Source organism: Polaromonas naphthalenivorans CJ2 (genome assembly GCF_000015505.1).
Taxonomy (GTDB): domain Bacteria; phylum Pseudomonadota; class Gammaproteobacteria; order Burkholderiales; family Burkholderiaceae_C; genus Polaromonas; species Polaromonas naphthalenivorans.
Map to the genome: position 1 here is coordinate 61,848 of NC_008759.1, position 20,771 is coordinate 82,618.

18 protein-coding genes and 1 pseudogene are annotated in these 20,771 nt (G+C 58.1%); 8 read left to right on the forward strand and 11 right to left on the reverse strand.

Features of this window, described 5'->3' with window-relative positions; translation table 11 throughout:
• Window positions 1-65: 65 nt before the first annotated feature.
• Window positions 66-314: pseudogene (locus PNAP_RS23260) on the forward strand (chromate transporter); the annotation flags it as partial.
• Window positions 315-401: 87 nt separating this feature from the next.
• On the opposite strand, the gene PNAP_RS25300 reads toward PNAP_RS23260, so the two are convergent.
• The 4 genes from PNAP_RS25300 to PNAP_RS23280 form a co-directional block, all read right to left on the reverse strand.
• Complete coding sequence (locus PNAP_RS25300) at window positions 402-779, reverse strand: helix-turn-helix domain-containing protein (RefSeq protein ID WP_049763832.1); 378 nt, start codon at window positions 777-779, stop codon at window positions 402-404.
• Between the two features lie 165 nt (window positions 780-944).
• Window positions 945-2,753 carry a hypothetical protein gene (locus tag PNAP_RS23270; RefSeq protein WP_011798326.1) on the reverse strand — a complete coding sequence of 603 codons (1,809 nt, stop codon included), beginning with the start codon at window positions 2,751-2,753 and terminating at the stop codon, window positions 945-947.
• The gene (locus PNAP_RS23275; protein ID WP_011798327.1) at window positions 2,738-3,241 is read right to left on the reverse strand and encodes an ABC-three component system middle component 2; all 504 of its coding nucleotides are present in this window, start codon (window positions 3,239-3,241) and stop codon (window positions 2,738-2,740) included. The genes PNAP_RS23270 and PNAP_RS23275 overlap by 16 nt, the downstream gene beginning before the upstream one ends.
• Window positions 3,238-4,305, reverse strand: coding sequence for an ABC-three component system protein (locus tag PNAP_RS23280; protein WP_011798328.1), 1,068 nt, complete (start codon window positions 4,303-4,305; stop codon window positions 3,238-3,240). The genes PNAP_RS23275 and PNAP_RS23280 overlap by 4 nt, the downstream gene beginning before the upstream one ends.
• A gap of 224 nt (window positions 4,306-4,529) precedes the next feature.
• On the opposite strand from PNAP_RS23280, the gene imuA reads away from it, so the two are divergent.
• The 3 genes from imuA to PNAP_RS23295 are packed head-to-tail and all read left to right on the forward strand — an operon-like array spanning window position 4,530 to window position 9,756.
• On the forward strand, window positions 4,530-5,351 hold the full coding sequence (gene imuA / locus PNAP_RS23285) for a translesion DNA synthesis-associated protein ImuA (protein ID WP_011798329.1): 822 nt from the start codon (window positions 4,530-4,532) through the stop codon (window positions 5,349-5,351).
• On the forward strand, window positions 5,290-6,621 hold the full coding sequence (locus PNAP_RS23290; protein WP_011798330.1) for a Y-family DNA polymerase: 1,332 nt from the start codon (window positions 5,290-5,292) through the stop codon (window positions 6,619-6,621). The genes imuA and PNAP_RS23290 overlap by 62 nt, the downstream gene beginning before the upstream one ends.
• 9 nt (window positions 6,622-6,630) lie before the next feature.
• The gene (locus PNAP_RS23295; RefSeq protein WP_011798331.1) at window positions 6,631-9,756 is read left to right on the forward strand and encodes an error-prone DNA polymerase; all 3,126 of its coding nucleotides are present in this window, start codon (window positions 6,631-6,633) and stop codon (window positions 9,754-9,756) included.
• Between the two features lie 203 nt (window positions 9,757-9,959).
• On the opposite strand, the gene PNAP_RS23300 is transcribed toward PNAP_RS23295, so the two are convergent.
• Both PNAP_RS23300 and PNAP_RS23305 read right to left on the reverse strand, forming a co-directional pair.
• Window positions 9,960-10,190, reverse strand: coding sequence for a hypothetical protein (locus tag PNAP_RS23300; protein ID WP_041377720.1), 231 nt, complete (start codon window positions 10,188-10,190; stop codon window positions 9,960-9,962).
• Between the two features lie 29 nt (window positions 10,191-10,219).
• Window positions 10,220-11,389 (reverse strand): hypothetical protein, encoded by a 1,170-nt coding sequence (locus PNAP_RS23305; RefSeq protein WP_011798332.1) that lies wholly within the window; start codon window positions 11,387-11,389, stop codon window positions 10,220-10,222.
• A 409-nt stretch (window positions 11,390-11,798) separates the two neighbouring features.
• On the opposite strand from PNAP_RS23305, the gene PNAP_RS23310 reads away from it, so the two are divergent.
• The 3 genes from PNAP_RS23310 (at window position 11,799) to PNAP_RS27400 (ending at window position 14,249) form a co-directional block, all read left to right on the forward strand.
• Window positions 11,799-12,341: a DUF4113 domain-containing protein gene (locus tag PNAP_RS23310; RefSeq protein ID WP_011798333.1), complete on the forward strand. Its 543-nt coding sequence runs from the start codon at window positions 11,799-11,801 to the stop codon at window positions 12,339-12,341.
• A 194-nt stretch (window positions 12,342-12,535) separates the two neighbouring features.
• Window positions 12,536-13,333 (forward strand): DNA/RNA non-specific endonuclease, encoded by a 798-nt coding sequence (locus tag PNAP_RS23315; protein WP_011798334.1) that lies wholly within the window; start codon window positions 12,536-12,538, stop codon window positions 13,331-13,333.
• A 523-nt stretch (window positions 13,334-13,856) separates the two neighbouring features.
• Complete coding sequence (locus tag PNAP_RS27400) at window positions 13,857-14,249, forward strand: hypothetical protein (protein ID WP_157040526.1); 393 nt, start codon at window positions 13,857-13,859, stop codon at window positions 14,247-14,249.
• A 675-nt stretch (window positions 14,250-14,924) separates the two neighbouring features.
• On the opposite strand, the gene PNAP_RS23320 is transcribed toward PNAP_RS27400, so the two are convergent.
• The 5 genes from PNAP_RS23320 to PNAP_RS23335 form a co-directional block, all read right to left on the reverse strand.
• A complete protein-coding gene (locus PNAP_RS23320) occupies window positions 14,925-16,328 on the reverse strand; it encodes a hypothetical protein (protein WP_011798335.1) in 1,404 nt (467 codons plus the stop codon).
• A gap of 56 nt (window positions 16,329-16,384) precedes the next feature.
• Window positions 16,385-16,717, reverse strand: a complete 333-nt coding sequence (locus PNAP_RS27405; protein ID WP_157040527.1) for a hypothetical protein — start codon at window positions 16,715-16,717, stop codon at window positions 16,385-16,387.
• A 233-nt stretch (window positions 16,718-16,950) separates the two neighbouring features.
• The gene (locus PNAP_RS27800; RefSeq protein WP_049763833.1) at window positions 16,951-17,346 is read right to left on the reverse strand and encodes a DNA polymerase Y subunit UmuC family protein; all 396 of its coding nucleotides are present in this window, start codon (window positions 17,344-17,346) and stop codon (window positions 16,951-16,953) included.
• Window positions 17,347-17,531: 185 nt separating this feature from the next.
• Window positions 17,532-17,765, reverse strand: coding sequence for a hypothetical protein (locus PNAP_RS25310; RefSeq protein ID WP_049763834.1), 234 nt, complete (start codon window positions 17,763-17,765; stop codon window positions 17,532-17,534).
• A 28-nt stretch (window positions 17,766-17,793) separates the two neighbouring features.
• Window positions 17,794-18,276: a hypothetical protein gene (locus PNAP_RS23335; protein ID WP_011798339.1), complete on the reverse strand. Its 483-nt coding sequence runs from the start codon at window positions 18,274-18,276 to the stop codon at window positions 17,794-17,796.
• Between the two features lie 540 nt (window positions 18,277-18,816).
• On the opposite strand from PNAP_RS23335, the gene PNAP_RS23340 reads away from it, so the two are divergent.
• The gene (locus PNAP_RS23340) at window positions 18,817-20,739 is read left to right on the forward strand and encodes an SGNH/GDSL hydrolase family protein (protein WP_011798340.1); all 1,923 of its coding nucleotides are present in this window, start codon (window positions 18,817-18,819) and stop codon (window positions 20,737-20,739) included.
• Window positions 20,740-20,771: the final 32 nt, after the last annotated feature.

Genomic DNA, 20,771 nt, shown 5'->3' on the forward strand with positions numbered 1-20,771 from the left:
GACTGCTGGTAAATAAAGTGAAGCCCTGGCGTGATTACCAAGGCAAAAAACGGGGGTCCGGTGCTCGGTTACGAGCGCCGCTGACTGGCATCACGGCCGCAGTGGTGGGCGTCATCGTGAACTTGGCGGTCTTGTTCACCTACCACGTGCTCCAGCCGCAAGAGCTGTCGGGTCATTTCGAGTGGGCATCCGCGCTCATGGGCGCGCTGGCGGCGCTGGCGCTGTTCCGCTTCAAGGTGGGCGTCATTTCCGTCGTGTTGGCCTCTGTCCTGGCTGGGCTAGCGCTGACGTTTTTGCGGCCGGTTTTCTCTTAGGAGGTTCATCATGAAGTGGATTACCCGTACAGGACTTCGACCATGCATTTGGACAGCACCATCACCGAAATTGGAATTTAAAGCGCTTTAAATTCCATTTCCTAATACTGCCCCGGAGTGCTTTGTGGGCACGGTATCGTTCGCAGAAAAATCAAGTAGCTGCATGAAAATCGCATAAAGCCGGTCCCGTTGCTCAGGCGGCTCCTTTCGGTCAAGTTCGCGCGCTATATACAGCGCTCGCGGGCTTAGCGTAGCTGGCTCCATCTCGCCATCGCCCGTAGCCAACCAGAACGCATCCACGCCGCACGCCCGCGCAAACTGCACCGTATAGGCACTGCCCGTCCCGACTCGGCAGGCCTCCGAAATTGCTGCCTGGGACAGGCCCGCCGCACTGGCAAGCTGGACTTGCGTGAGCCCAGCATGCTTATAGGCTTGTTTCAGCCGTAGTCCGTAGGTTGTTTCCATAACTTGATTAGGTTTGGCCATAATAAAATGAAATCTATCAATATAAATAAGTTTTATTGTATTATTGAACGCATGTGGAAAACCTCGGTCATGCAACTCCTGGGATTAGGCCTAACCTAGCAGGCTAGTCAAGGTGTCATGCCGAGCCGCTTACTCCGCATCCCCTCAAGTACCCTCAATTCCCTCCGGATAAAAGCCTGTGCGCCCGCTACCTCTTGTGCCTGTGAACTCAATAGGTTTGAGCACCTTCGCCGTCTCGGCGCGAATCTCCTCATTCTCTAGAATTACGACTTGCCCCGGCCCCTCCCACTTTGCAAGCCAGTCATAGAAGTTATCCGTAACCGTTGATAGCGCGACATCATTCGAGTCAGTGAGCGTAGGGTCGGCATAAGCTTTCAAAGGTGAATCGATGACCACTACTCCGAGATGTGGATAATTACTTTCAAGGCTGTTATGAAGCATAGCAACAGTCATTGCCGTCAAAAATATGGCTCGTTTGCCCGCGCCATAGCTTAAACGTGCTCTTCCGTCAATGACTAAATCACAAGCGGCCGGGTCCAGGACGACGGTTTCAACTGATGTAAAACCCCATTCCGTTAACAACGCTTTGGCAAGTTTTCCGACAGCAAGGGCTGCGGCTCCCGTTTCGCGGTTCACGCGGATATGTGGTCGAATCTTTAACTTTCCTAAGCGGTCGACTTCAGCGTTCAGTCGCTCCATCTCATCGAAAATGGCCAACTGCGCTGAAAGTTCACTTCGACGAACCGCGAGCGTCTTCGGGTCTCCTGAAAATTCCAAGCGAATTGCGGTCAATTGCTGTATCTCGTGATTCTGCAGGGTGGCAAGTTCCTGGCTGTAGCTTGCTTCCGACAGTTTTAAAGCAGCTACGCGTCCTCGTTCGTTCTCAAGTGACACCAGAAGCCCGCACCTCAGTATCCTAATCTTCTCGGCCTCAGCCGCGATGGCCTCGCGATAGCGCTGAGGGCGGCCCGGATTCAGTTCCTTTAGGTCAACTTGTTGCTCAATGGGTGTCCCACACAATGGACAAGGAGTTTCGGGGAGCGCTTGGAAGAAAGCGATGCCTTCACTACTTGCACCCAGCCTCTGAAGGTCACTCAAGTACTTCTTGTCGAGTAACTGAAACCGTTCAACCATCGACGCGGAATGACCATACGCAGACGTAGTCTGGAATAGATTTTCTGATGCGGTGGTGATTTGCGAACGTAATTCTTTCAACTGTGAAGCACGCGCTTCATAATGGCTTGACATAGCGGATAGTGCCGTATCTACATGTTCGAGTGCCTCAGCCACATCATCCCGAACTGCGTTACCGGGAAGTCCCACCTGAATTCGTTTGAGTCCGTCCTCGGCAGAGCTAAGTTGCCCCTTAATGCGTTCAACCTCTGCTGTCGTCTTCCGAAGTTCGATACCAGCGTCATCGTCGCCTGTAAGAAAAAGATTGAAAGAGCTTATATGCTTTGTGGCCGAGAAGCCAGTGCCGCTCGTGCCGTCCTCACTGATAACTGTAGGCTGGGACAGCAAGAACCAGTGACGGAGGTCGTCACCAGTTATGTCACCCTTCTCACTGGTCGAGCGGAGTACCTTTTTTCCCTTTGCCCCCGATAGCTGAACCAATAACTCACCCGTATTGACATCTAACCTCTCCGCCGCGACATTGGCTACTGTATTAATCTCTCTGACGAAGACTGCATCTGCACCGCCAGCCAAGCCCCGGTGCACTACGAACTCACAGTTTCCGCTCAAGAAAGTCAGCGACAGCGACTGATAACCTTCAGATTCTGGAAATGTCTTAGGCAGCTTATCGCCACCGAGCATGTACCAAAGACAGTCTCGCAGATATGACTTGCCAGTATCGCTAGGCCCGCGAATAAGATTTCGATTCGGCGCGAAAATAATCTCTGCAGTCGGTAGATTTGACCCAGTAGCGGCCAGTCGCGTTAGGACAATTGCCATTGGTTCCCTCTCTTAGCCATCGTCACTTCCAGTTCAGCACCCCATAGATGGCCGTTCGCTGCGAACCGGTCTGTAAGGTCTGTCGAGTCGAACTTCGAAAACTCAGAAGCTGCCCAACGGCAGCGAGTCTCCAGCTCAAGGAAGTAGGCGGATGTTAGTGAGCCGACCATGGCTAGCGCGCTAGCACCAGCAACATATGTGATGCCCGTTTCGTCTAACGTCGCGTCAACCAGGCCCCGCGTACTCATGATGTAGAGACCTTGTTCTATCAACTCTCTTCTACTGAGCAATTCACTGCCTCGATAAGGCACCGGCGTATGCAAGCTGCTGGGTCCCGAAAGGTCGCCCGAGTAGACGATAGCGTAATCTAGCAAGACAAGCTTTTGCAAGTCTGCACCAAAGGGACGCAGCGAACAAAGCAGGTACACCATTCGAAGGCCGAGCTCGAACGGCGAGTTAAAGACCGCAATTGGAGAAGCCTTGCTCATTTGAGCCATTTCATTTTGTTTTCATTGACTAGGTGGTGGCACGTACCAGGCAAGTCGCCTCCGCGCAAGCGCGTCGACAACTTGCTATCCGTCACGCCGAGTTTAGAAACGGTGTTTAGCGCCACCGTTAGCCGGTCCATTCCGGTTTTGAGAGCAACGCTGTTTACGCTTGGCTTGATGCCACTCAGCACCATTGCCAGCAGTCGGTCAAATTCATCTTCCGTGTATAGGTCTCGGCTAAAGCGTTTCAGGCCCTCAGCACAGTAGAACGCCGCACGTTGCGATTCAAAGTCGTCCGCGTACGCTAAAGCCGCTTCAACGTCAGCAAGGGTCATCGGTGTCGCGCTGTGCTCACTGTAAACCCGGATGAGCTGTTCAATGTAAACCTGCTCGTGGACCCCAGGCGCGCCAGGCATTGTTGGGTCAGCGCCCCGCTCCGTCTCAATGCCAAAGCGTTCGAAGTGCAAACCCTGGTCTAGTGCATGCCAGGCGAGTAGGTCTCTGACAAGACACTCGCGTATCCTACTGAAGTCAAACGCCGATACAACAGCCGTGACGGCGGGTGTCAGTTCCGCTGCCTTCAATCCTTTGTCGCCCGCAGCCCACTCACGCAGAAATTGCTCTTTCATTCGCACAGGGGTAGCCAACAAATCATGTAGGGTTACCCCGGCGTTCTTCGGAGAGCAGAAGTAGTAATGCTTTGGTTGCGGGTACGTGCCGAAAGAAAGATGCTTGAAGAACTTTGCCAGTTCAGGAAAGGCATCACCGGGAGTCAGCCCGTGGTCATAGTGCTTGGCCTGAAAGAGGTCCCAGCCATCCTGCTGAAGTGGCTGTATAAGACGGGCTTCAATGTCTCGACCTCCATCGCCAGCGCCCCCAAGTTGCTTGACTTGCACGTAATGTGTTTGGCCCCGCAGTGGCCTAAGGAAGCATGCTGCCTCAATGAATTTCTCCCATTCGTCGGGGGAGAAGTGCATGACCTGAGCGGCAGGCGGCATGGCGCCCTGCCTGACAACAAGCTGGTTCTTCCGTGTTTTGCGAACTTTCGTCGTGCTCGTTGCCATGTGCGCCCTGTTGAGAATGAATGTATTGTTGCATCTATCCGACGGAAATTAGATTGGTTCAAAGGCTGGGAAAAACTCACTTGCAATGTATTGCCTACCGAAAGTATTGGCCTATTCAGAGTGTGGCTCTCGCGGAAAAATTTTAAGAATGGGTTTCAATTCGACCCTTGAGCTTTGGTGAGTTCTGGCTATACTGGTTATTCATACAGTATTGCTTGAGGCTTATGTCAACCGTTCACCGTATCGAGAAAGCGCTTGCTGCTTCGCCGGCCGAATATACGTCCCGCAGAGCCGGCCTGGCGCGGCTTGCACCCGCTGTGGCCCGGGCGCTCTGGTGGGGCACAGAGATGGGCACGGTAGCGCATGCCGTCGTGCCCACGGGCTTTGCGTCGCTCGACGCCGAGCTGCCCGGCGGCGGCTGGCCGTGCCAGTCGCTCACCGAGCTGCTGCAGCCGCAGCCGTCGCTGTGCGAGTGGCGCCTGCTGGCCCCCAGCCTGAAGGCACTGGTGCGCGACGGTGGCCATATCCTGCTGGTTGGGCCGCCCAAGCGTCCGCATGTGCCCGGGCTGGTCCAGCTGGGTTTGCCTGCGCAAAGCCTCATCTGGTTCGCGGCCGATACCCCGAGTGAGCGCCTGTGGACCACCGAGCAGCTCATCCAGGCTAATCCGCGCGGCGCCATCCTGGCCTGGCTGCCGCAGGTGCGGCCCGAGCAGCTGCGCCGGCTGCAGGTGCATGCCCAGTCGTGCGACTGTCCGGTCTTTGTGTTTCGCCCCGAGCTGGCACGGCGAGATGCGTCGCCGGCGCCGCTGCGTCTGGTGGCGTCCTTTGGCGTGGACTGGGAGCTCCATATCCAGATTCTCAAGCGCCAAGGGAGCCCGCATGAGGGAAACCTGCGGCTGCCTTGTATCCCCGGCCTGCTGGCCGAGGTGCTCACGCCGCACCTGCTGCGGCCCAGCCAGCTCATGTCCCGGATGGAGGCCAGTCATGTCAATGCATTGGGCAGCGCTGCTGCTGCACCTGCCCCCCGGCACGTCGTCAGCCATTGATGCTGGCTCCCTGGCCGTCTGGGCGCTGCAATTCACGCCTCGCGTGGCGCGCCTGGAAGAAGCCGTGGTCCTCGAAGCCGCGCAGAGCATTCGCTTGTTTGGCGGCGAGTTGCCTTTACACGAGCAGGTCGAGCAAGGCGCCAGGGCGCTGGGGGTTGCCTTTACCGCCTGGGCGCCGACCAGCCTGGCGGCGCTGGCGCTGGCCCGCGCCGGCGTGGCTGACGGCTTTGCCAGGCCGCTGACCCAGCTGCTCGACCCGCTGCCTTTTGCGGTTTTAAGCGCAGTCAATGTCCATGCCGCCACGCTGGCGCGCCTGGGCTGCCGCACGCTGGCCGATGTGCGCCGGCTGCCCCGGGGCGGCATTGGCCGGCGCTTTGACGCCGCGCTGCTGGCGGCGCTCGACCAGGCATATGGCCTGCGCCCAGAGGTGTACGACTGGGTCGCGTTGCCGGTGACCTTTGCCGCCCGGCTGGAGTTGCCCGGCCGCGTCGAGACCACTGCCGGCCTGCTGTTTGGCGCCAGGCGGCTGCTGCTGCAGCTGGGCGGATGGCTTGCCGCCCGGCATGCGGGGGTTACGGCATTTACTTTCCGCTGGCGCCACGACACCCTGCGCGCGCAGTCGGCCGGCGAGGGCTGCGAGCTGCTTATCCGCACGGCCGAACCAACCCAGAGCGTTGAGCGCCTGGGCCGACTGCTGGCCGAGCACTTGGCGCATGTGCAGCTGCTCGCGCCGGCCCTGGAGCTTGAACTGCTGGCCACCGGGGTCTCGCCGATGGCCGAGAATAACCACTCCCTCTTGTTTGATGCGGCCCGGCAAGGCGAATCGCTGGGCCAGGCACTCGAGCGCGTTGAGGCGCGCCTGGGCAAAAGGCGGGTGCTGCGCCCTCGCCTGGTGGCCGACCACCGGCTTGAATGGATGCAGCGCTGGCAGTCGCTCGATACCCCTGTGCTGGGCGCAGGCCTGTCCCCGGCCCAGGCGCCGCAGCCGACTTGGATGCTGCGCACGCCCTTGCGGCTGGCCACGAGCCAAGACCGGCCGCTCTACCAGGGGCCCTTGCTGCTGCTGCTGGGCCCGGAGCGCATCGAGGGCGGCTGGTGGCACCGCGCCGAGGGCAAGAATGGCCAGGAAAGCGAGGAGGTCGCGAAGGACTTCAATGTCCAGCGCGACTACTGGGTCGCGCTCAGCGCCCATGCGGGCGTGCTGTGGATTTTCCAGCAGCGCCTGGGCAGGGAACAGACGGCGTGGTACCTGCACGGGCATTTCTCGTAAGGCGCGGCCATGGCGACTGCCGCTGCCTTGCCTGCCCTATCGGCCTTGCCGGACTACGCCGAGCTGCGCTGTATCTCCAACTTCACGTTTCTCAATGGCGCCAGCCGGCCCGAGGAGCTGGTGCTGCGCGCCAGGGAACTTGGCTACCGTGCGCTGGCGTTGACCGACGAGTGCAGCCTGGCCGGCATCGTGCGTGCCCATGGGGCCGCCAGGGAGGCCGGGCTCGCGCTGCTGGTGGGCGCGCAGTTTTTAGTAGCGGACGATGCGCCGTTCACGCTGACCGTGCTCGTCTGCAACCTCAATGGCTACGGCAACCTGTGCCAATACATCACGCGCCTGCGGCGTTCCTCCGAGAAAGGCCACTACCGCCTGGCGCGCGACAGCATCCAGGGCGCCGACCTGGTCGACTGCGTCGTGCTGGTGTCGCCCGGCCGGACTTCGAGCGCCGAGCAACTGTTGCAGCTGGGCCGCTGGAGCCTGCTGCACTTCACCGGGCGCTGCTGGTTCGGCGTTGAACTGCTGCGCCGGCTGGGCGACGCGATGTGGCTGCACCGGATGCGCGAGGTCAGCGCCGCGACGGCGATTGCCCTGGTCGCCGTAGGTGACGTCTGCATGCATGTGCGCTCGCGCAAGCCGCTGCAGGATGTCCTGACCGCCACGCGTCTGGGCAAGCGGCTGACCGACTGCGGCTTCGAACTGCAGTCCAATGCCGAGCGGCACCTTCGAAGCCGGCTTCGCCTGGCGCAGACCTATCCGGCCGCGCTGCTGGCCGAAACCCTCAAGGTGGCCAGTCACTGCAATTTTTCCCTCGATGAGCTGAAATACCAGTATCCGCAAGAAGTGGTGCCTCCAGATGAAACCCCGGCCGCCTACCTGCGCCGGATGACCTACGAAGGGGCCGGTCGGCGCTGGCCGCACGGCATCGAGGCCCAGGTCCAGCAGCAAATCGAGCATGAGCTTGCCTTGATTGGCGAGCTGCGCTATGAGCCGTATTTCCTCACCGTCTACGACATCGTCGCGTTTGCGCGCTCGCGCCACATCCTGTGCCAGGGGCGCGGCTCGGCGGCCAACAGCGTGGTCTGCTACTGCCTGGGCGTGACCGAGGTGGACCCGGCGCGCATGAGCGTGCTGTTCGAGCGCTTTATCAGCCGCGAGCGCAATGAGCCGCCCGACATCGACATCGATTTCGAGCATGAGCGGCGCGAAGAAGTCATCCAGTATCTGTACCAAAAGTACGGGCGGGACCGCGCGGCCCTGACCGCCACGGTCATGACCTACCGCCCCAGGTCGGCGATTCGCGATGTCGGCAAGGCGCTCGGCTTTGACCTCGCGACGCTGGACCTGCTCGCCAAATCCCACCAGTGGTGGGACGGCGGCCAGGTCGATGCCGAGCGCCTGACCGCGCTCGGCTTGTTTCCGGACGACCTGGCGGTGCAGCAGCTGATGCTGCTCACCACCCAGCTGATGGGTTTCCCCCGGCACCTCTCGCAGCACACCGGCGGCTTTGTGCTCACGCGCGGGCTGCTGTCACGCATGGTGCCCATCGAGAACGCCTCGATGCCCGGGCGCACGGTGATTCAGTGGGACAAAGACGACCTGGACGCCACGGGTCTGCTCAAGGTCGATGTCCTGGCGCTGGGCATGCTCACGGCTCTTCGCAAGGCGCTTGAATTCGTCGGCGCGCGGCGCGGCCATTCGTTTGAAATGCAGGACATCCCGCCCGAGGACCCGGCCACCTACGAGATGATGTGCCAGGCCGACACGGTCGGGGTGTTCCAGATTGAATCCCGGGCGCAGCAGGGCATGCTGCCGCGCCTGCAGCCCAGGTGCTTTTACGACCTGGTCATCGAGGTGGCCATCGTGCGGCCCGGCCCCATCCAGGGCGGGATGGTGCATCCCTACCTCGCCCGCCGCCAGGGCAGGGAAGCGGTCAGCTACCCCAGCGAGGCGCTGCGCGAAGCGCTGGGACGAACGCTCGGGGTGCCGGTGTTCCAGGAGCAGGTGATGCAGCTTGCCATCCTGGCCGCCGGTTTCACGCCGGGCGAGGCCGATGGCTTGCGGCGGGCCATGGCGGCGTGGAAGCGCAAGGGCGGCCTGGCGCAGTACTACGACCGCATCGTCGGAGGCATGACGGCGCGCGGCTATGAGAAGGAATTTGCCGTCGCGATATTCGAGCAAATCAAGGGCTTTTCGGAATACGGATTTCCCGAGTCGCATGCCGCCTCGTTTGCCCTGCTGGTCTATGCCAGCGCCTGGCTCAAGCGCGCCGAGCCGGCCGCTTTCCTGGCTGCGCTGCTCAATGCCCAGCCGCTGGGGTTCTACGCGCCCAGCCAACTGGTCCAGGATGCCAGGCGTCACGGGGTCGAAGTGCGCCCCATCGACGTGATGGCCAGCGACATCGATGCGACGCTGGAGGACCTGCCGCAGGTGCCGGCAGTCCGCCTGGGCTTGCGCTTGGTCGCCGGGCTGGGGCGGCTAGCAGCCGCGCGGATTGTCGCCGCGCGAATGGACTGCCCCTTCGAGAGTGCCGAGGACCTGTCGATGCGAGCGGATTTGGCGCTGCATGAGATGAAGCTGCTGGCCGCAAGCGACGCCCTGGCGAGCCTGTCGGGGCACCGCCGCCAGCAGGTCTGGGACGCCAGCGCGCTGCATGCAGCGCCTGCGCTGCTGCGCGCAGCGCCCGTGGACGAGGAGTTGTTGGAGTTGCCCGAGGCACCCGAAGGCGAGGCGATTGGCTGGGACTATGCTGCCACCGGGCTCACGCTCAGGCGCCACCCGATGGCGTTATTGCGAGCGCGCCTCGTGAAGCACCGCTTCCTTTCATCGGGCGAACTGCGAGAGCATCCGGATGGCCAGATGGTGCGGACCTGCGGCATGGTCACGCTCAGGCAGCAGCCCCCGGCGGCGAACGGGACGGTGTTTGTCTCGCTCGAGGACGAGGACGGCGCCATCCAGGTGATTGTCTTCAAGCGCCTGCGGGAAAAACAGCGCGAGGTGTTGCTGGACTCCCGGCTGCTGGGCGTGTACGGCCAGTGGCAGCGCGATGGCGGCGTGCGCAATCTGGTGGCGCACCGGCTGGTGGACCTGAGCCGCTGGCTGGGCATGCTTGAAGTCTCCAGCCGGGGCTTCAAGTAAAACCTTGTATGCCTGAGCGGGGCATGGAGGACATCGATGAAGTCAAGCCACACGGGCATGTCGCTCCCGTAAGCATGCCAAGGCCAGCGTGTTTGAACATCGAGCGGTTCTGCAGCCCGCCTCTGGACGGTGTCAGTCCGAAAAACAACTGCAAATCCAAAGAGGCTCGGATGGGTGCCTGCGCAGCCAACACCTGAAATCTCTCAGCGTGAGAAAGCCGACGTCGATAGACGGTCCAAACGCACGTCCTGGGTTTCCTGGGGCAAGCGGTTCAACGAAATGGCTCGCACCTCGGTGCGCAACCCGCCATTCGGACTCACCAGGGTGAAGCGCTCAGTCAGAGGGCTTGCCAGAAACTGCGCAACTTCACTCTTCAACTCGTCAAGCAGAGCTTGGTTGGACGGGGTTGTCGAATTTTCACTGATGAGCATCATGTTTCACCTTCTCAAGTCAACCATGCAACTTAAGATAAGTATAGCGATTTGTACTTCAAGAGCAATCGGGCAAGTTGCTGTCGCATGGGTGCCAGCAAAGGCACCAAAAGCGCCATCCGGTCCTTGATTCTCGGATTGGCTGTATCACGATGAATATTGAGCACGCCGACCAGCCCGGTGTCGCTTGCAATAAGCGGAACGCATAGAAAACTCTGCACACTGCTGCGAATATTGGGTTTTTCGAAGTAGCTCAGCATTTCTGCCTTGACGCCGTCATCGGCTTGAAGGTCTTCAAGCGCCTTACGAAACGCATCAATGCTCTCATAAGCCACATGGATGATGTTGACGCAGCAATGCGTGGCGCCGGGCAATGCCGGCCGTTCTTTTGATGCCTTGGATGCATAGACTGGAACATCAGCGATTGGAATGGCAAAGTGTTCCAATTCGCTATCAGGCATTTCCATGCCATCAGCGATTGACACGGCTGGCAGCATGTCCAGCACGCCGGCCGCATTGTCCAGGGAGAGTCCCTTGTCGGCAAACCGAAGCCGAGTAGCCAAGGCAGCCTTTAACGGTCTGGCTTCATATTCTTGTTTGGTGACGAACAGCATGATGTTCAGTCCATAACGAACATTGGAACTGAGAAAATGCTCTCCATCAAACGTTTGAATCACACGTCCAACCACCGACATGAACGTCCTCAACGCCGCCTCATGGTCGCTGAGGGCCGTCGATACCGCCGTGTTTAACTGCAGTGATTTGATAGAGATGTTGTCGCAGAGGTTATAGGCTTGGTGGAAGTCCTCCAGTACGCCCAAGGGCGGCAAGGAGTGCAACTGGCTGACTGCAGCCGTATGCTGTTGGGACTGCTCCTGAAGCCTGGCTAACAGGGCTTTGACTTCGGCTGCCGAGCGGGCGCTATCTCGATTTTTGGCCCACGTGTTGCCGATGCCCAGAAGCAGCAGCAACAGGCATAAGAGCCAAAAAAAGGTTGACTTCACATCGAAGTTCGCATCGCCCGGCCTTGCCATGACCAGAAACGAGTCGGCTATTTGTTCCTTCCAGGAACTCCACGCGAAACCCACGCCAATTGAAAAAAAAGGGATGATGGCGCCCATCCAGGCTGTGGCAAAAACCCAGTTGATTGCGTCAACCAGCCTTCGCCAACCGGTCGCAAGCGTGTCACTCAGTTTGGTCATGGGTTGCTCCGACGCTACCAGCCGCGCCATCCTTTGCTCGGCCATTCCTTTACGAGCCTGTCCCAGCTTGGGGATGCTGTGTCCATGCCACCAATTCTAGGGTCTGACATCTCCGAACAGGCGTAAATCTGCCGTATTTCCAGAACGGTCAAGTAACCGAATAAACCAGGGTATTGGGAGAAAGGCTGGCTCTTTAATGCGATTACGACCGCTTTTGACTCATATGAGCGTGCATGCAAAAGAAATTATGTTGTGGTCAAGGGATTGCCCAAGAAAGCGGCGGACCGAGGAGAAACTCCTCCGTCGCTTAAAAATGCTTGGCACAAAGGCCAAGTAACCGATTCCAACCAGCTTTCACTTTCATTGCGACCTATGGGACCGAGGTGAGCCAGCACCCAAGTAGTAAATCATGGTCAGCCGGTCGTTTGGCCGATGGGTCACGCAGGCAGTTGACTTGGCAACATCGGTGGCGGAATTCACAAGCCGCGTAGCAGACGAACTGTGTTGCCAGCACAGCGCGGCCGGCGCCCTCATGGTGCTCATCCGCCCCAGCAGTGACACGGCGGTGGTGGTCAAAGCCGCGCTGGTCGGCCTTCGACTTATCTACCAGTTCGGCTTTCTGTACGCCAAGGCCGGCGTGATGCTGGTTGAGCTTCGGCCACAGGCGCTTCGACAGGACGAGCTGGACATCTCGGCGGGCTTCATGCCCATCAGTCAAATGGCTGGGGCAGGGCGTCTGGAAGAAGAACTTGTGGCGCAAAGTCCTCCACTGCGCGACCGCGCGAAGCTCATGGCCAAGCTCGATGCCCTGAACGGCCGGTATGGGCGCGGCACGCTCCGGTTTGCTGCTGCCGGCTTGGAAAATGACCAGCAGGCCTGGGCCATGAAGCAGGTGCGCCGGTCGCCGGGCTACACGACCTGCTGGGCCGACATGCTTATCGTGCGGATGTAGTCATTTTGATTTCAATGAATCGTCGAAGTTGGCCAAGGCCCTTGGCCGTTTATTGCGTCCAGGCCGATTCTTGATGTCGGCGTGATGAAGCCGGACATGGCTTTTCTCTCCTGCACAATGCCGCACCTCTTTGTTTTTTCCTTCCGCACTACGAGCGCATCGCTACGCTTAATCCCGTGCTTCCTGTCCAATTGATGAAAAAAAGAAAACCGTCCGCGCGCTCCCGCCCCCGTCATAAATCTCATCTCTTCGCCATCTTTCTGGCGCTGGCGCTCGGCCTGTCCGCCCATTCCTGCACCAACATCCCGGCGGGCCGCGAACTGGTAGCGGCTGGTGTCAGCCTGGAGAAGCTGGTCAGGGAGTTAGGAAAGCCTGAAGCTGCCTCTAAAAAATTACCTCATAAGGCTGATGCACCTGCCGGCTTGACCGCAAGCGACTTTTCAGCTTGCCCACAATTTTTCGCCAGCGGAAAGCCACCTTTGGTTGTGCCTCGCCCTACCCACCGTGCCCTTTGTTATGAAGCATTTGCCATCCTGCATTCTGGAGAGAGTAAGACTGCGGTGTACGTGGCGCAAAAGCTCAACCGTGCTTCGGTGAAGCAGGCCCATCAAAAACGCACCGACAACTTCTTTGCCGATGCCCGTCTGCGCCAGGCCGAACGGGCCACGCTTGAGGACTATCGTGGCAGCGACTTTGACCGTGGCCACATGGCCCCAGCCGGCCAGATGCCCACCCCGACAGCGATGGTTCAGAGTTTCTCGCTCGCCAACATGATGCCCCAGGCACCCCAGCACAATCAGGGGACTTGGCGGGTTTCGGTGGAAGATGCGACCAAAAAATATGCCGGTCGAGCTAGCGGCGATGTTTACGTCATCACCGGCCCGGTCTATGAGCCCAGCATCGCAAAAAGCCCAAGCATTGGTCCAGGCAAGGTGCGCGTGCCAAAATATTTGTTCAAATTGGTCTACGACGAGCAGGAAAACCGTGCGTGAGCACACTGGCACCTCAACGACGATGCGACCCGGGCCTCCCGGCCGATTAGCTATGGCGAGCTGGTCAAGCGAACCGGGATTGAGTTTTTGCCTGGAATGCATCTCGCTCAATGACGACAAAAGGCTTCACAATAGAAGTCCAAAATGGGTATTAGCGCGCAAACACTCTTGGACTCGCTGGGCAGCCCGTTCATCGGGGACAGAGGGATTTATAGAATAACGCCGCACTTGCAGCTACGAGAAAAGCATTCAAATTGTGCAGACCTTCGTTAGGGATGAAATCGACCAGTCTTCAGTTTCGTGTCCCAAATCGCCCAAATCGACGTCAGAATAAAACAGCTGATGAGAAGCAAAGGGGTCAGTAACACGAGCGAGTCTCGTGGACCCCGACATAGCTCATAGTCATACCAAAGTGCAAGACCTGCACTTAAGTTAACAGCGGCTATAAGCCAGAAAAGCAAGCGGCTATATCCAAGCATTTCTTTGTCCTAAAATTGAAGAAATACGTATAGGATGCTTGTTTATGACTTTTTTAGTACCCTACGCTGTAGGTTTTGCGTTGGTACTTGGAGCCTGCATAGCTCGGCACCTCGGAAAGTCAAGCAGCATACTGTCTCCTGATGACTTCAATTTTGGAATGACTGCTTCGCTTGCAGGCTTGCTTTTGGTCTTGGATGCCAAATTAACGGGTCAGACTTCACTAGCAGCCAGAACTGGAGGAGTCTATTTGGCTGGCGTTGCCTTGGTTCTCAGCTTGTTTTTTACCTTAGCAATGGCAAGGAAACTTGACGCGTTTGTAAAAGCTAACAGCACGAGTGACAAACGACACGGCTTCGGATACTGGGGCCCTTGGTTTGCAAGTAACTTAGCTGGCAGTTTCTGTGTGGTATTAACTGTTTGGCTAAAGCTGCCCTAGACGGATGTCTTTACTTGTTCGCGCCTGCGGTAGGCTGAAGGCAGCATGTAGGACTGGGCAACCGAACCGGGACTGAGTTCCTGTCTGGGATGCATCTTGCCCAATGATGACAATTAGCTTTTCAGTAGAAATCTAACACGGGTCTTAGCTGATTCTGCAGATGAGAGCAGTAGGCATTGAAGCCGGGCTTAGCAACTTGCCTTATATCCTCACCTTGAAGAGCCGAAGGGTTACGACCCTGCTTTTTGTATGAACATACACTGAAGTTCTCAGCTAAGGCTCGGCACGCTCATCGGGGAAGAGCTTTCACCGGATTACAGGTCAATGAGTTCGTTCTTCGAGGCGACAAAGGGGCAGCGCAAGACCTTCTCGCCCTGCGAGTAACACTGAAAAATCACGGCGCACCTCAACTTCATCTGACTGCAATGCTTGGCACCCACTCCATTCCCGTTCGTTGCGCCAACTCACCATAGCTCATTGGCCTCCCCGGACACGCGTCAGCAGAGTTCGAACAGCTTGAACTATAGATTCGGCCCTTTGAAGTCATAAGTTTTTTTGAGCTTCCTTCGAGGGAGGTACTTCACGAAATTTCAAACTTCATTAGGCTGGAGCAATAATCCTCAACAAGTTGTCTCCCTGCAGCGCGACCTCTGTTAGAGAGGCCGTGCCGCTTTGTCATGCATTACGCAACTCCGGTACGTGCTGCATGAGTGTGTTGTGCACCGTCAGCAGCTTGTCTACTTCCATCCGTTTGAACACCTTGAACACCATCTCTTGTCTGCGGGCGCGCTTGTAGCTCAGCGCATCAACGTAGTCCTTGACCCTGTCTGCGCGCAGTTCCCATGCCGCGTTGGAGAACGCAATTTGCCCATATTGCCGCATCACCATGGTGAGCGCGTGAACGCCTAACTCCTCAGCCTTGGGGTCGAAAACTACGTATTTAGGAGTCCCTTCGCCTTTCTGCTCCTTATCAACACGTTGATTCATTTGGCGGTCTGCAATCAAGGCCAGCGCGAACATCAGGCGGTCGTTGGGCGTTTTAAACGCAGTCTCTGCCAAGGGGTCATCGGATGCGGGACGGAGGTAAACGTACTCGCGCTGCGCCTGGGCGGCTTGGCGGATGGCGGCTTCAACCTCACGGGGCGTGAGGCCTCGCTTCGAGTTGCCAGCTGTTGCCAGCGGGCCGTCGGACCCAAACCACTGTAGGAGCAGGTTTTTGATGTCTGTGTCATTGCTTACCTCAGGCGCCTCAAAAATGCCAACTTGGTTTATGGCATTCAAGAGGGCGATGATGGCGGAAGCGCCTTCTTGAGCAAGGGTCCCGGCTTTGGCGCTTTCCAGGAGCGCTCGGTTGGCTGCAATATTGCACAGCGTGCGCAAAACTATGTTGTCGCCAGAGCCGGCTGTGCTGACCCAGCGTTTGACCGTTACCAAGACGTCGTCGCGGGCTTCTTCCGCGAAAAAACGGACGAGTCTCAAGGGGGTTGGCTGGTCGACAGAAAAGTTGTGCTCTGCACGCGCCTCTCTTTCGTACGTCAAGTACCTTTTTTCGAACTGGTCCTCAAGAACATTAATGCTGTCCGCAATTTGGACGTCCTCCAGACGCTCATGCCTTTTTGCGTCGGCAGTTCTGAGCTTGCCCCATTTCACGAGGGGTGCGTAGGTAAGCTGCTGCTTGCGGGTCAACTCTTCGAAGAGGTCTTGGCAGACATTCGCCCTGTTTTGGGCGTGGATGTGCGTGAAGACATCGTCTGCATCAGTACCGGCGGCCGTCTGGTACTTCAGGGTAGCTGTGGCAGGGGCGCGCATCGAAAATTCGACGTCTAACGTGACATGGTCAAGGGGCAGGCTGACCATTGCGGTGGATAGCCAGTTTCGCGTGCTGGACTGCCCCGCGCGGGGCTTGAAGCTGCGAATGAGGCTCGCTAGTTCAATGCGCTCACTGTTGGCCCAGGCTTTTGCCTCGGCAGGCGATACGGTGAGAATGTCTGCCAGTTTGCGGTGGACGAGGCGCTCGTCCATTTCGTCAGTGACGTCAGGCTCTAAGTCATCGGGGTCACGGGGGTTGGGGGTGGTCATGTGCTATTGGTCAAGAATTGAATGGATTGGCGGGCATGCCCGGCTCAGGGCTAGGCTCACGCCGGCAGCGAAGTTGCCGGCATCGCTGTGGCGTGCATGTGGTTGGTTCGTTTGAGCTGTTGGTCCTGCTCTGCCTGCAACTGTTGGTGCGCCAAGCGATTAACAAGGATACCCTGGTCGATGCGTTCTACGCGGGTGACCTCATCATTGGCCATGGCAACGGCTTCGGACTCGGAGTGCGCATGACCGGTAGCGAGAAGAGCATGAGCGACCGCGCTGGCGTGTTTGATTGCGCCGAACGTCCTAATGGACTGAACAGCGTGGTAGTGGTCGAGGGTGGCCGGCATCACCGAGGTGTGGGGGCGTTTCAAGGCAATTTTTTCTTTCATGGGAACTCCTGGTTGGTGAGCCACGAGCTTATCGGTGAGTGGTATTTTTCCAGTTCACGGGATTCTTTTACGCCTTTGGGTTATTAAGAGGTCCGTCTTTAGTCTGGTTTCTGCCCAGTGCGAGCCATTCGGTAATGGAACCCTGCAAAGCAGGCTGAGCAGTTAGTGCCGTTGCTCCATGAAGGCTTCGTGGACCAAGAACTATTCACTTTTTAGACAGTAAATAGATAGACCTATCGTGACGCCAACGCAGGGTGAACACCGTGATGCCAGCTGCCCAGCTGCAGCAGCAGCCGTCTGGCGCCAAACAGCAGGCCGGCACTGGTCTCGACGCGGCCGGGCAACTCCAGCCGCGCGGTAAAGGTGGCTGGCAGCGCCACCCAGTCGTACACCTCCGGGCGCAGGCCATAGGCCTGGTCGAGCGCCGCCAGGAGCGCGGCGTCAAAGCGCCGGCCAATGCCGCTCCGGGGCAGGCGGCGTACATCGGCCAGCGTGCGGCAGCCCAGGCGCGCCAGCGTGGCGGCATGGACATTGACCGCGCTTAAAACCGCAAAAGGCAGCGGGTCGAGCAGCTGGGCCAGCGGCCGGGCAAATCCGTCGGCCACGCCGGCAGCGGGCCAGCGCCGCAAGGCTGGTCGGCGCCCAGGCGGTAAAGGACACGCCCAGCGCCCTGGCGCCTTGCTCGACCTGCTCGTGTAAAGGCAACTCGCCGCCAAACAGGCGAATGCTTTGCTCGGCTTCGAGCACCACGGCTTCTTCCATTCGCGCCACGCGCGGCGTGAACTGCAGCGCCCAGACGGCCAGGGAGCCAGCATCAATGGCTGACGACGTGCCGGCAGGCAGGTGTAGCAGCAGCGCTGCCCAATGCATTGACATGGCTGGCCTCCATCCGGGACATGAGCTGGCTGGGCCGCAGTAGGCACGGCGTGAGGACCTCGGCCAGCATGCCGGGAATGGAGGGCAGCGTGAGGATGCCCTCATGCGAGCCGCCCCGGCGTTTGAGAATCTGCACCTGCAGCGCCCAGTCGAGGTTCTGTTTATCAGTCAATGACGCGGGCGTATCCAACGAGCATGGGTTACCTTTTGGTATGTGTAGCTGCGGCTTTGCGAAGCATTTTGACAACAGAGGGGTTTGCGTTCTGCAAGCGCTCGAACTCGACGGTGTACCCGTAGAGCTCGTTCAGCACGTAGGCGACCGCACAGGAACGGGAGTAGCCGCCCTCGCAATGGGCCACGATTGACAAAATGCCGGGTGGAAGCCCGGTCACAAATGACAAAACCTGCTCTGCCTGGTCAACGGTGAATGCCTTGGACACCTTTTCACGAGCTCTTGCAGACAACTCGATACCCAAATGGTCCACGTCCGCGAAGCTCAACCGCAGCAAATGTTCGAACCCGTCCAGGTTTGCAGGGGGTCGCTCGGGGGCCGTGATGGAGATGACCGCAGTGGTCGGCAATCTGGGGAGGCTCTCGGCTTCTGCACGCGATAACGCAAAAACCTTCCGGCGCTGAGCGGGTCGGTAGAGCTCGTCGATGACGGCTTTAAGTCTTGAGGTCATTTGGAAGGCTGTTCTATCTCATAACTCATGGAATCGTATGGTACTGAGACTATGAATTTAATACTGAGTTTTGCGACAAGAATACGAGTTCATTGGACTAATTTCCGAAGCGCTCGTAATTTGTCTCAAAAATGACCGTTTTTGAGACACTCCGGGCTGTTGACTGCGTAGCGAAGATGCCCTGAATGGCAACGTTTTAATTTCGCAAAAACTTGTCACTGCGTCGTTAGGGTCGCTGGCGCCCCTGATTCCCATTTCTGTTGCCGTCGGCTTCTCCTTTTAGCAGTTGCCACTGTATTCCTTAGAGGTTCGCTTGTGGCTCCATATTTCGGTCTAGTTGACCATCTGTGCCGATAATTGTTGACCAGTAATCCCAAAAATTATGGTCTTGACCATGTGGAATGGTGACGTATACGGCTCGAGCACGGCAGAGCGAATTTGTGCCATCAGCCAAAAGCGGCCGCTACGGACTAGCGAATACGACATTTCCCTTGCTCCCTATGAGTTGCATCTGTAAGCTCCGGCTGAAGGGAGAAAAAGATGAAAAAGATTGTTGCCGCACTTGTCAGCGGGTTGCTGTGTGCCTGTGCGCACGCTCAGATTCAGTGGGAGGTCGAGAACCGATTTCCGTTCTTCACTAAGGAGGCCTTCAGGTCTCTCGAAGATGCGGTGGGTGACAACCCTATTAACCTAGAGACCCGGATAACCCAGCTTAAGCTGCGCGACCAAGTCAATCACCTCAAAGAGTCAGCATGGAATCCCGAGACCGGAAAGCACGATGCCGCTCGTATCCTTTCACCCTCCGTCAGGATTAGTGGCAGAACTGCCTGGCTCGACCCCGCGTGTGAATGGAGTCTGACCAACAGCGCCGGCCAATCAGTCCAAAAGGTCAGCGGGCCTTGCCAAGTAGGACCCTGGCTTGAAGCGACCATCGGAGAACCCACCACACTGTCGGTGCGCAAGCCCACAGGCGAGCAGTTCGAACAAGCCGTTCTGGTAAAAAAACGCTTGGTCGTAGCGATAGGTGACTCCTTCGCATCGGGAGAGGGCAACCCCGACTATTCCGCGAAGTTCGAATGGTCACCTGACAGTAGCCTTTTGAAGCGACCTGCACACACCTGGATGCTGAATCCAAACGACATCAGGAAGCTGAAAATTGTAAATGCGCAGTGGTTGGACACCAAGTGCCATCGGTCCATCATGGCCTGGCCTTCGCTTTATGCCTTGCAGCAGGCCCTCACCAACAAGGATACCGTTGTCCAGTTCGCGTCGTTTGCTTGCTCCGGGGCCGAAATCATGGATGGCTTCTACCTTCCGCAGAAAAACACTCCGGGAACCGCCGGGACGAAACTCAGCCCAAGCCGCGAGGACAAATTCTTAAAATTCTCCCAGCAGGAAGCGCTAGCCCGCTTCCTTTGTCCTACAAACCCCGTTCCGACAGACCTCGAAGTATCGAGAAAAATCGCGCAAACCTATCTCAACCCCTACTACAACAACAATGAAAATGATGCCAAGAAGGTGACGATGTGGAAGTGCGCTGCGCCGCTGAAACCCGATGAACTTCTCGTCCTCTTCGGTGGCAACGACACCAAGTTCAGCGGTATTGTGAAGTACGTGTTCCACCCGGCCAAACTCGCTTACAACTTGCCTGTAGTTGGCTTCTTGATGGACAAAGCCATCAAATTGGCGCTTACACCAGTGCCCCCGGAGGATGCGAAGAAATACCTCCAGCTCTTGCCAGAAAACTACGGATATCTTCGAGCAGGTCTTGAAGGATTCGTAGAGCAAGGAAAAACAAAGGTCCGGATGCTGCAGTACCCCGACCCGGCGTCGAACGACCTGGCACACAATGAAGCGGCCAAGGAGCTACGCGCCTGCCAGCTCCGGACTGGCGACGCAAACCGCCCAATACAGCAAATGATTGCGTCGCAGCTGCCCGGCCCCTTCAAGAACGAAGGCGCCTGGTACGGCATCAGCCCGAAGAAGCTCACGCAAATTCGAGAACAGTACGTCGACCCGCTGCGAAAGCTTCAGTTGAGCAGCACCAGTGAATTCGGCTGGGAGCTTGTGGACTCTTTGCCCGCATTCCATAACCACGGGATTTGCGGCGGTACGCTTGAGTGCGAATCTGCGGGGGAGAACTGCAGGAACTCTGACCGTGTCCGTTGGGCATATTTCACCGACATCCAGTATGTGCGGGCACCAAACAGTTGCCCCATGAAAAATCTTCTTGTGTTCAACCCCTATGACGACCAGCAAGGGCGCGGGTTGCGCCTTGCGAATGACGCGGCGCTTGTCGCCGCCCGCGTAGCCCCCAACGGTAGCCTGTACTTGGACTGGGTAAATAACATGGCCCATCCGACTGCCGCTGCCCATGCGCGTGTTGCAAGCCTTGTTGCCGGCAAGCCCTTGGTTCCTGCTGCGCCCGAGCCAGCTCAGCCATGGCTGGCCTGCGCCAATTGACCTGATTCAAGGCAACAGCCACCAGCGCGCGT

What these genes read in the sequence shown, in the direction of transcription:
- PNAP_RS23290 (WP_011798330.1), top strand. Translation starts at nt 5,290, where the DNA reads ATGTCAATGCATTGGGCAGCGCTGCTGCTGCACCTGCCCCCCGGCACG.
- PNAP_RS23315 (WP_011798334.1), top strand. Translation starts at nt 12,536, where the DNA reads ATGAAAAAAAGAAAACCGTCCGCGCGCTCCCGCCCCCGTCATAAATCT.
- PNAP_RS23280 (WP_011798328.1), bottom strand. Translation starts at nt 4,305, where the DNA reads ATGGCAACGAGCACGACGAAAGTTCGCAAAACACGGAAGAACCAGCTT.
- PNAP_RS23320 (WP_011798335.1), bottom strand. Translation starts at nt 16,328, where the DNA reads ATGACCACCCCCAACCCCCGTGACCCCGATGACTTAGAGCCTGACGTC.
- PNAP_RS23275 (WP_011798327.1), bottom strand. Translation starts at nt 3,241, where the DNA reads ATGAGCAAGGCTTCTCCAATTGCGGTCTTTAACTCGCCGTTCGAGCTC.
- PNAP_RS23305 (WP_011798332.1), bottom strand. Translation starts at nt 11,389, where the DNA reads ATGACCAAACTGAGTGACACGCTTGCGACCGGTTGGCGAAGGCTGGTT.
- PNAP_RS23335 (WP_011798339.1), bottom strand. Translation starts at nt 18,276, where the DNA reads ATGACCTCAAGACTTAAAGCCGTCATCGACGAGCTCTACCGACCCGCT.
- PNAP_RS25300 (WP_049763832.1), bottom strand. Translation starts at nt 779, where the DNA reads ATGGAAACAACCTACGGACTACGGCTGAAACAAGCCTATAAGCATGCT.
- imuA (WP_011798329.1), top strand. Translation starts at nt 4,530, where the DNA reads ATGTCAACCGTTCACCGTATCGAGAAAGCGCTTGCTGCTTCGCCGGCC.
- PNAP_RS27405 (WP_157040527.1), bottom strand. Translation starts at nt 16,717, where the DNA reads ATGAAAGAAAAAATTGCCTTGAAACGCCCCCACACCTCGGTGATGCCG.
- PNAP_RS23270 (WP_011798326.1), bottom strand. Translation starts at nt 2,753, where the DNA reads ATGGCAATTGTCCTAACGCGACTGGCCGCTACTGGGTCAAATCTACCG.
- PNAP_RS23295 (WP_011798331.1), top strand. Translation starts at nt 6,631, where the DNA reads ATGGCGACTGCCGCTGCCTTGCCTGCCCTATCGGCCTTGCCGGACTAC.
- PNAP_RS23340 (WP_011798340.1), top strand. Translation starts at nt 18,817, where the DNA reads ATGAAAAAGATTGTTGCCGCACTTGTCAGCGGGTTGCTGTGTGCCTGT.
- PNAP_RS23310 (WP_011798333.1), top strand. Translation starts at nt 11,799, where the DNA reads ATGGTCAGCCGGTCGTTTGGCCGATGGGTCACGCAGGCAGTTGACTTG.
- PNAP_RS27400 (WP_157040526.1), top strand. Translation starts at nt 13,857, where the DNA reads ATGACTTTTTTAGTACCCTACGCTGTAGGTTTTGCGTTGGTACTTGGA.
- PNAP_RS23300 (WP_041377720.1), bottom strand. Translation starts at nt 10,190, where the DNA reads ATGATGCTCATCAGTGAAAATTCGACAACCCCGTCCAACCAAGCTCTG.